The organism is Pseudoalteromonas sp. MMG005 (assembly GCF_018101015.1).
Lineage (GTDB): Bacteria > Pseudomonadota > Gammaproteobacteria > Enterobacterales > Alteromonadaceae > Pseudoalteromonas > Pseudoalteromonas aurantia.
This window is the reverse complement of record NZ_JAGJEK010000005.1, coordinates 204,725-214,574: the sequence shown is the minus strand read 5'-3', so window position 1 is coordinate 214,574 and position 9,850 is coordinate 204,725. Positions and strand designations below refer to the sequence as shown.

Annotated in this window: 8 protein-coding genes and 1 pseudogene; 1 reads left to right on the top strand and 8 read right to left on the bottom strand. The window is 38.0% G+C overall.

Features of this window, described 5'->3' with window-relative positions; translation table 11 throughout:
* From J8M01_RS05980 to J8M01_RS05970, 3 genes and pseudogenes are all read right to left on the bottom strand, one after another.
* Positions 1–1,175, bottom strand: a pseudogene (locus J8M01_RS05980) (hypothetical protein); the annotation flags it as partial.
* 262 nt (positions 1,176–1,437) lie between these two features.
* A complete protein-coding gene (locus J8M01_RS05975) occupies positions 1,438–1,854 on the bottom strand; it encodes a GNAT family N-acetyltransferase (protein WP_192507154.1) in 417 nt (138 codons plus the stop codon).
* Between the two features lie 13 nt (positions 1,855–1,867).
* Positions 1,868–2,476, bottom strand: coding sequence for a LysE family translocator (locus J8M01_RS05970; RefSeq protein WP_211057352.1), 609 nt, complete (start codon positions 2,474–2,476; stop codon positions 1,868–1,870).
* Between the two features lie 93 nt (positions 2,477–2,569).
* On the opposite strand from J8M01_RS05970, the gene J8M01_RS05965 reads away from it, so the two are divergent.
* Positions 2,570–3,964, top strand: a complete 1,395-nt coding sequence (locus J8M01_RS05965; RefSeq protein ID WP_211057351.1) for a PLP-dependent aminotransferase family protein — start codon at positions 2,570–2,572, stop codon at positions 3,962–3,964.
* A gap of 165 nt (positions 3,965–4,129) precedes the next feature.
* Here the strand turns inward: J8M01_RS05965 and J8M01_RS05960 are convergent, their stop codons facing one another.
* The 5 genes from J8M01_RS05960 to J8M01_RS05940 all read right to left on the bottom strand — a co-directional run bounded on the left by J8M01_RS05960 (position 4,130) and on the right by J8M01_RS05940 (position 9,777).
* Entirely contained in the window at positions 4,130–4,780 is a 651-nt protein-coding gene (locus J8M01_RS05960; RefSeq protein ID WP_211057350.1) for a hypothetical protein, read from the bottom strand.
* Positions 4,781–4,906: 126 nt separating this feature from the next.
* Positions 4,907–5,656, bottom strand: coding sequence for an MBL fold metallo-hydrolase (locus J8M01_RS05955; protein WP_211057349.1), 750 nt, complete (start codon positions 5,654–5,656; stop codon positions 4,907–4,909).
* 94 nt (positions 5,657–5,750) lie between these two features.
* The gene (locus tag J8M01_RS05950; RefSeq protein ID WP_211057348.1) at positions 5,751–6,053 is read right to left on the bottom strand and encodes a hypothetical protein; all 303 of its coding nucleotides are present in this window, start codon (positions 6,051–6,053) and stop codon (positions 5,751–5,753) included.
* 282 nt (positions 6,054–6,335) lie between these two features.
* Positions 6,336–8,603, bottom strand: coding sequence for a CocE/NonD family hydrolase (locus tag J8M01_RS05945; protein ID WP_211057347.1), 2,268 nt, complete (start codon positions 8,601–8,603; stop codon positions 6,336–6,338).
* 331 nt (positions 8,604–8,934) lie between these two features.
* On the bottom strand, positions 8,935–9,777 hold the full coding sequence (locus J8M01_RS05940) for a class I SAM-dependent methyltransferase (protein ID WP_211057346.1): 843 nt from the start codon (positions 9,775–9,777) through the stop codon (positions 8,935–8,937).
* Positions 9,778–9,850 lie beyond the last annotated feature (73 nt).

Genomic DNA, 9,850 nt, shown 5'->3' with positions numbered 1-9,850 from the left:
CCTAAACCTAATGAAGTTAGTTGCGTATTTGCACTCACATCGATGTTAGTCAACTGGTTATTATCAAGGTTTAACAATGTTAAAGCTGTATTACGAGCTGTATCAATCGAGTTCAATAGGTTAGTGTTTAAATCAAGCACCACTAACGCTGTATTTTTTGAAACATCTATGTGTAATAACTGATTTTTATATAGCCGTAATTCCTTTAGCCGAACGTTGCTCGAGATATCAATTTCATCAAGTTTATTTCCCCCAAGACTCACATCTTTTAATAACTTATTATTGGATAGGTTTATTGTAGATAACTGATTATCATATGCTTTAAAGTTCGTTAAGGATTTATTATTATTTAAGTTAATACTCTCTAGCGCATTTTCATAAACTCTCAGCTCAATTAACTGGCTGTTGTGCGTCAAATCAATGTTCGTTAGCTTATTATTACCTAAGCTTAAATCCGTCAGTTTACTATTTTTAGACACATCGATTGTATTCAATTGATTATTAGAAAGCTGTAACTTTGTTAGATCAAGGTTCTTAGTGACTGATAAACTTGATAAGCTATTGTTTCTTAGGTCTAGCTCTTTCAAATCGGATAGTGCTGAAACATCGAGTTCGGTCAGTAAGTTACCATTTAAACTTAACGAAACTAACCCTGTATTTTTAGAAAGGTCGATTGTAGTTAGCTGGCTATTGTCTAACTTAATGCGCGTCAATTTAATTAACTGCGAAATGCCCACCATTGAGTCTATCGCATAGCCATCACAACTTAACGATGTAACTTCATGAATAAAATTATTGCCGCTATCTGACATACATTTTAGTAACTGTGGGTCAGCAATAACACTTGATACACTTACTTTCGGTTTAAATACGACAGAAACAGTACAATTAGTCTGAATTAATCCCGTTGTATAGGTTGTTCCTGACAAATTACCGCTGCACCCAGTGACGCTATCTAAAAAGTATCCCTCACCGGCGAGCATATTAACCACAGCCGATTTGCCAAATTCAACATCTATACTTTCTCGGCTGCTGGTTCCTTGTCCTTCAATATCAATAGACACACGATACGTCTGCGCAAATGGTTTATCATTTCCTTTATCTGAGCCTCCCCCACATCCACACAAAAATACCAGTAGGAAAAATGTACTCAAGCTCAGTTTCATTATTTTCATTAGTCAGTCTTCTATAAATATGCACAAATGCTGATTCACAGAAACAGTAAATAGACTTATTTACCGTCCTTATCTCACCCAACAATCTAAATAACTTTGTATGTGGGAAATGATTAATACAAAGCCATTACTTAGTATGAACTACATAAGTAAGTTTAACGGCTAAAGGCAATGATGAATAGTTATTATAGTACTATCATACTAGATTTATAGTGATAGGACTCAAGCAGTCTCACCTGACTAATAGAGGTTTAGTTATTCATCACACGGCGTAAATGCTCGCAACATACTTTTCCATTGCAATGTTAGGGTCAGCAATGGGTGTAAAACCGAACTGTTGATATAAACCATGTGCATCTTTAGTTGCTAACGTAAAACGCCTCAGAGTCTGTAAATCAGGATGAGTCATAACGGCATCGATGAGCTTCTTCCCCAAACCCTGACCTCGGTATTGCTCTAATACAAACACATCAAGTAAATTCGCAAAAGTTGCATGGTCGGTAACAACACGCCCAAATGCCAACAATTGCTTACCATCAACAAGTGCAAAGCATAAAGAATGTTGTAACGCCCTCTTGAGCAAAGACTTATCGATTCCTTTGCTCCAATAACTGCGTTGAGCCAAATACCGATATACTTCATCAAATTGTGTAGCAGACAAGGTATGTATAAGTTGCATAATTCGCCCTTCCTTAAATAAAAATTAATGGTAAGCACGTGACCAACAGCAATGCCATCACGATATTAAAACGGCTGCGCTGCTTTGGTTTGTGTAGATAGCGATTAATATATTTGCCAGCAAATACCCAAAAAACAGCACAACATATTCCAACCAAATTAAAAACAACCAATCCTAAAATCGCAGAGTCCCAAAATAGCTCTCCAGGAATGGTCAATGCACTACAAAGCGACAGTAACATGCTAATAGACTTAGGATTAATTAACTGAAAAACAGCCGCTTCATTGACACTCATGGGTTGCAATAGCACTTGGCTGTTTACTTGCGCCCCTGATTGAATAATTTTACTGGCTAAATACAAAATGTATCCGCATGCGATAGCTTGTAATGCAGCATGCAAAATAGGCAACATACTGAACAAGCTCCCGAGTCCACACAGCATTACAATGTGCATTACCGTCATGCCAACACGGATCCCAAAAATATGCGGCATTGTGCGCTTTACACCAAACTTTGCCCCTGACAAAGTCAGTAAAATATTATTAGGCCCTGGGGTGAAAGCTGCTATGAAGCAAAACAAAACCAGTGCAGGAATTAACGCTATTAACTCTTCATTGAACACTCTACCCCCCTAAATTGTATTGATACAATATTTATTTTTAACTAAGACTATTTATTGTCATAATGATACAAAGACATCAATAAATTTATTGTTATGGATACAATTTGGCAACCAGAATTATCACAGTTCACATCTTTATCAACACATCAGCCCAAATACCGCGCATTGGCGGAATTGGTTGAGCAAGCAATTGATGATCAACAGTTGGTTTTTGGTTGTAAACTGCCACCACAAAGGCAATTGGCTGATCGCCTTTGTATAACGCATGGCACAGTAACCCGCGCTTATGCATTGCTAGAGCAACGAGGACTAGTTAATGCCAAGCTTGGAGCTGGCACATTTATCGCGGTTAGAGAGCAAATTTTAGATACTGCACTTGAAACAGACTTTGCTTCAAGTATGCAGCCTATGTTGGGGCAACAAAAAGTTCTTGGTGCTGCAATGCAATCATTGGCAGAAGAGTCTGCTATGTTGCAAGAAGTTATGGTTTACAAACTTAACGGACTTGCACGTCATCAACAATTTTTTAAACAGTGGCTCAAAGACAAGGGGATTCATTGTGAACAGCAAGAAATTATATTTTGCCAAGGCGCACAACAGGCGATTTACGCAACATTAGCTACACTATGTCAACCTGGCGAATTGGTGTTGCATGAAGCTATGACATACCCAGGGTTTTATAACGCCTGCCAATCACTCAACTTGAAAACACAAGGCATTGGGCTTGGCAACGACGGAATAAACCTAGATGAGCTAGAAAAGCTATGTCAAAGTAGCGATATTAAAGCCATATACATCACACCAAATTGCCAAAATCCCACTAATTTACAATACAGTGAAGAAAACCTAACGCAACTATTAGCACTGAGCCGACGTTACAATTTTTTTATTCTGGAGGACGACGTAAACTACTGTCTACCACAAAATTGGCGCCTTCCTTTGTGGCAAAAAGCGCCTGATAGAGTATTTTATTTAGCCAGCTTATCTAAATATTTTGCTGGCGGTTTACGTGTCGGTTATTTGTTAGCACCGATATTATGGCAAAAGTCTGTATTACAGCAACTCCATGCCCAGTGCTGGGCCGTTTCTATGATGAATTTTGAATTGCTAATGCGCGTAATGAAAAACCCTGATTTTGCCCACAATCAAGAAAAGCTAGCAAAAGAGTTAACCTACCGTATCGATACACTTAAAATGATAATGACTAAACATCAACTGTCAGCATCCTTTGCTGGGCTTAATGTATATTTACCTTTGCCATTGCATCTTAATATGCACTCTTTAACAAGTCAGCTAAAAGCAAATAAAGTCTTGGTGCGCGCCATAGACGTGTTTGTTAATCCCCATAGTGAACAAACTACACAACCAGTCAATGGTATTCGACTCACCCTTGGCGGACCAAACAGCCGAGCTGAGTTTGATTTAGGGATCACCCGAATTGATGAAGTACTCTCACAACTTCCTCATACCCATGATGTCGTGATTTAAGTGATTTAAGTGGTTTAAGTGGTTTAAGATCAAAATATGCATTACGGTGAGTATATCTTTCATTCAATTAAGTTAATAAAAAATATACTCAAGCCCAAACACAGTCCATAAAACATTAAGTCTTAATTAAAAATAGTTAGTCTGCTATAAAGTCATAATTTGCTATTAAATATAGGTATTAACCTTAGGCTTATCGGTCAATAATACAGCCGCTTTTTCTTTATACAATTCAAATGTATCATCTAATATAAATTTTCCGACCGTATTGCGTATTTCTTTCATATACGAAGCTGAAATACTGTAATCGTCTCGTTCTGGTGCTGCTTTTGCTTGCGCAGTGGCAAGTTCCGCCTGATTAGAAAAATACGCAGCAACATCAATTTTCTCATTGGGGTCAACACGACCATCGCCAAAAGAAAGTACCTCTAACGTCCCCTCTAAATCAAGGAGAGCTTCTCTCTCTTTAGATATGATCGGCGTGCCAAATCTACCAATCCTCGTAGGTTCATCATTACCGTGCTCTTTTGCATACTCTCTATGCATTGCGTTTACATCTTGAACAAGACTGTATAATTCATTGAGACTCATATTAGAGAAATCGAGATCTTCTTTATTAAAAATCTGCTCATAAGCACTGCCTTTGACTAAAGTTAAATCAAAATCGCTCTGTGTCTCATTTGTATCGGTATCAACCGTGCTGCTTTCATTGCCCACATCTGGGGCTGCCTGATTCTTTGCTTGTTCACCCGTTACAGGCTCCAAAAAAGAAGCTTTATTGCCAATCTGGGTATGAAGTGAATTAATATTAATTTTCATAAAGATCCTTTTAAACTAGGTTACTTCACTTTATCGGCTTTACCTTACAAACCTTAAAAATTACATTCAATTAACTTTTATGAGAGACGATTTATGAGCTGTTCTCATAAACCGCCTCTGGTAGGGTTAATTAGCCCCATATGCTCTTTCAGGAATAAACGGTGATCGGTTTTCTACATTAAATATATTTAGAAGTTCAACGGTATGACCATCATGCATTATTTCACTTATGCCCATTCCTTTTAATGATAGCTTACGAATGTGAGCAACCCAATTATGAGTGTGCTTTCTAAACTCGCGTAATGACTCCTTATTCGCAGGTTTACCATGGCCTGGAACAATACGTGTATCTTCATTACCCAATGCCAAAATATGGTCTATCGCTTTATCGAACCCTTTTAACCCCCCAGCATAAAATGTGGGGTGCCAACTACTGTCAAACACATCGCCGACAAACAAACTATTGCTTTTTTTGTGATAAAAAACCTCATCTTGACTCGTATGAGAATTGACTGTAATACCTTCAATCTCATTGATTTTGAAATCAGAACCAACGAGCTTTGCCCCTTGTTTAATGAAAAAGGCATTACCACCAGAATGATCTTCGTGTGAATGTGTGTTCAAAATATAGCTAGGTGCTTGGCGATCTATTTTAACTATAAGCTTCATTAGCTCAGCTAATCGTCCTTTGCCGGGCATAGGATCAATTAAAACGACACCATCTTTTGTAGTAACTAGCCCGATATTGGTGTTGTACTTTACATCCGTCAATATATGGAGTGTTTGCGATAGTCTCAAAACATTAAAACCTTTGATCACCTCAGCTTTAGCAGGTGGTATAAATATCACCAGCGCCAAAAACACAAAATATCTCATTGATAATCCTTTTAACCAGTTAAAGAACTATGCTGTTTCTACAAAAAAAATTCATTGTAGTCACTATTAAGTTCGTCATTAATATTTCGCGATGTCATACTAAATAGCCAAGAACATATACGGCTAAAAACAACACCAACATGATACTTCCGTATACATTAGCCACTTTATTAATAATGAAATTATTTTTTCCTACCTTTTCAACTTTAACCTGCTCTTTGAATAAGCCAACAGCAAACAAAGCAACTGAAAGAAATAAAGTAAATGAGAATAGTGCAGTAAAAACCACTTCAAATTGATTGCCTAAAGCAAAAATTGCGCCTAAAAACCCCAAAAAGTAATAAATAGGCATTAAGAAAATACCTAGATACTTAATATAACAATATCGTTCTATCATATCAAAACCTGAAAATATAGAGTTCGCTTTTAACCAAGCATCACCATTTATAACCCGACCAGAACACCTATAAAACTAAAAATACTCGGTAGTCTCATAATTACATAAAACCACATTCTAATCACCTTCAAAAATCTATCAAATCATTGCTTTTATAATTTTTCTTCCCTCTCATATGGCTAGGAGACCAAATACCTGGTTTGATAATAATATCGTATTACTCCTGTCTATATTAAACCTGACAGGTAATGCACTGATTGTCTTCGTTTATTATACTTACACTCAGTCAATAGCTCGATAAATTGGCACATTTATAGAGCTGTTGTTATGCCATTTGATCTGCAGCGGCTCTTTTGCATCACTTATATTTTCGTCACTCACATCTTTACCGGTGCCATAATTTATCTGTGCAAACGAGTTTTTATTAATATTCAGTGTCACCAGTAAACGGCTCCCTTTACTTAACTTACGGCTCACCATCCGAGTTTTATCAAATGGAATTGACGTTACCTTGTAAGGCGTAAGCAAGCTTCTTTTGCTCATGTCTTTTGCATAACTCGCTCGGCCTAAAAAATAAGACAAGTGAAATAACGCCCCGTTTGGCATCACCTCATACAGCACCACTCCTATATCCATATCTTTTTTATTGATAGTGGCTTTTATCTCCCCAGAGAATGTACCCGAAACTTCAATTTCAGTGTCAAATGGCGCACTTATAAATGAATAGCCATTGGATAAATCAGGCTTTTTACCAACGATTGGGTAAGGGTAATAGTCATTATTGGAGGTTTTCCTATCTGAAAAATCTACTTCTTGATACAAAAAACCTAATTCTGAGGGATAAGTCGGAGTTAATTGATTTTTATCGCCACTTTTAAGGTTACTCAAATAGAGCGTCAGTACTTCATTACTTTGTTTTTCAATCGATGGAGCATGCTTCCATTCGTTGCTCCCCATTACTTGATAATTTATTTTATCTTTTATCAGGCTCGGTTTTTGCGCCCCATAAAATATATGATCCATCCATTGATAAGTAATTTCTGACGTATCAAAATGCGCTACAGGGTCTATCGTATAACTTCTTAACGTCGATGACTTTTTCACCGCCTGCGCACCAAAATGGTCATAGGGGCCTATTAGTAAATAATGTTCCGCATTAGAGTTATACTTGTAGTGCTCTTTCAGATAATGCAAAGCTGACTGTTGGCCATCGTCATAATACCCAGTAATCGTTAACACGGGGATATTAAGCTTAGCGAATTCATCCTTATATGGGACCATGTTCTGCCAATACTTATCGTAACTTGGATGTAATAACCAACGCTGTAGCCACTTATTTTCTAGACCATCGACACTATCTACTTCACGATAAGACTTACCGCTTTGATACCACTTTTCATTTAATTCATTCCAACGTTTATGGTCTGAGTAAATCTCATTATCGAGCGTTTTGTTATTCGTCGTATAAAAAGGCCATGCATAATTCACGAATAGAAAAATATTGTTCTCCATCGGTAAACCATCACCGGGATTATTAGCCACATAGGGTACAATTGTTTTTAATGCTGGTGGCAAATGCTTTAGTGCGGCCCATTGTGTGAAACCATCGTAGCTACCGCCAAACATACCAACTCGACCATCACTCCACGTTTGTTTACTGAGCCAATTAATAACATTGCTGGCATCTTCTCCATCATGTTCATACGGGATGGGTATATCAGGGCTATGACCTTTCCCGCGTGTGTAAGCGACGGCCCCCGCATAACCACGCGCTGCAGACTCTCTGATTTTGGAAAATTCCTTTTCTGCATTATGATAAATCGTAAAATTCAGTAAGGTCGGTAGTGTTTTCTTATTGTTTTTTGGTCGAACGATCATTGCCGCTACGTGTGCGCCGTCGGGCATTTTTATCAGTACATTCTTGTCGATAATATAACGTTTATCATCATCCTCAGCGATTAATGACCCGACAAATGGCGCCCAAAGTTGATGGGCTTGATAATGTTGGAAATGTCGTAGTAACTCAATCGCTGCTACCCGTGATATTTTTGTTTTATGTTTATGCTTTTCAAGTACTAAATCAAAGGCTTGACGGGTCTCTTTTACGTCACGTTTAAACCACTGTATTGCTTTACTCGCACGCTTATTATCGAGACTCGCAAAGACAGTACGAAAAACCTGTGCAAACACGCGCTTCAAGCTCGGTTCATTCGAACACAACCCATTTTGGACCTGAGCCACGACATAAAACGGTACCAGTGATGCGATTAACTCGCCATTTTTATCTACTTTGATTGTTTTTAGCTGCTCAAGTGTAAGCAATGCTTTCCCATGTAAACCTGCCGCACTTTGCACCCTAAATAGCGTGTCATTGTCTAAATTGCATGCCGACTGCTCACATAGCGTTAATACTTGCTTAGCCAGTTGTTGCATCGAAGCGGCAAGTGCCGTGTCGTCTTTCGTCATACTCTCTGGCAGGACTAATTCAGTTGCAACCACACTCGTATGCGTTGCTACACAAATAAGTAGCAAAAATAAGAAGTTTTTCATGTCATTTTCCCTAATGTATTTCCGTTAATCATGCGGCTAAATAAAAATAATACGAAGCGGCATTAATATTTTTAATATAACTATTCTATTGAATTTTTTAGTTTTTCTTTTCACGTTTAAATGAGGTTTGATCATGTAGGATTTTTAACTACTACCACGACTTCCTTTAAGCTTTAAATTAACAGCTATCGTGGCCCACTATCATTTATAGTCGGTAGGTACAATATCGAGTATAAAGGTAAACTTTTACACAAATTGCTAATAGTTAAGACGCTTACATACTACTTATATGAAACGCCTTTGTCATTTTTAAAATCTCACAGCTTTTATTTTAGAGTTGCGCTTTAACAAATTTTAAGGTCATGCGATCAGACTCACCAATTGTGATGTACTTCTTTTTATCTTTTTCCTTCAACGCAAGGCTCGGAGGTAATGTCCAAACACCTTTTTCATAGTTCTTCGTATCTTTCGGATTGGCATTTATTTCAGAGCTGGCGACTAATTTAAACCCGTACGACTCAACCACACTCACAAGATCTGTTTGCTTCCAACGACCACGCTTTGATGCAGATACCCTATCTCCTTTATAATTTTCATTTTCCCTATGCTGCACAATGGCTAACGTCCCTCCCTCTTTTAATAGTTGCCTTGCCTGCTTTAAACCATTGTCTAATCGCCCTTGATTTTGCCAGTTATGCATTGTACGCGTAATGAAAACAACATCTAACGACCCTTGCTCTACTGCGGAGCCTTTGGTTACAGGAAGAAAAGCCCCAATTGCATTGGTGCCATATAAATCAGGATTGTTTTTAATTTCATCTGGGTAAGCAGCCAATTTTTTAGCCCATTTAGGCCACTTACCGTAGTATTCAGGGTTGTGCTGCAAACCAACATAACGGCCTTTGTCTTTTAGTAAAGGAGCCAGAATATGGGTATACCAGTTTCCACCGGGGGCAACTTCACCTACTGCTGAAGTGTCTTTAATACCCATAAATCGCAGTACCTGCTCAGGGTTGCGGTATTGGTCTCGTTCAATCTCTTTTGTTGTTCTGTGTGGGTTTTCATGCACTGCGCGCCATATCGCATCCTTATCTTCAGGGCCAGCAAGCGCACTGCTGGTATATAAACTGGATAATACGAACATCGTTCCAGCAAATAGTTTTGCTATATACATTAACCTTTTCCTTATAGTTGATTTTATATGGTTATATTTAACAACACTCAAAAATAACGACACTTATTATCTG

Excerpts from the sequence above, each read along its gene's own strand:
- J8M01_RS05975 (WP_192507154.1), bottom strand. The coding sequence starts at position 1,854 with ATGCAACTTATACATACCTTGTCTGCTACACAATTTGATGAAGTATAT.
- J8M01_RS05940 (WP_211057346.1), bottom strand. The coding sequence starts at position 9,777 with ATGTATATAGCAAAACTATTTGCTGGAACGATGTTCGTATTATCCAGT.
- J8M01_RS05960 (WP_211057350.1), bottom strand. The coding sequence starts at position 4,780 with ATGAAAATTAATATTAATTCACTTCATACCCAGATTGGCAATAAAGCT.
- J8M01_RS05945 (WP_211057347.1), bottom strand. The coding sequence starts at position 8,603 with ATGAAAAACTTCTTATTTTTGCTACTTATTTGTGTAGCAACGCATACG.
- J8M01_RS05955 (WP_211057349.1), bottom strand. The coding sequence starts at position 5,656 with ATGAGATATTTTGTGTTTTTGGCGCTGGTGATATTTATACCACCTGCT.
- J8M01_RS05965 (WP_211057351.1), top strand. The coding sequence starts at position 2,570 with ATGGATACAATTTGGCAACCAGAATTATCACAGTTCACATCTTTATCA.
- J8M01_RS05950 (WP_211057348.1), bottom strand. The coding sequence starts at position 6,053 with ATGATAGAACGATATTGTTATATTAAGTATCTAGGTATTTTCTTAATG.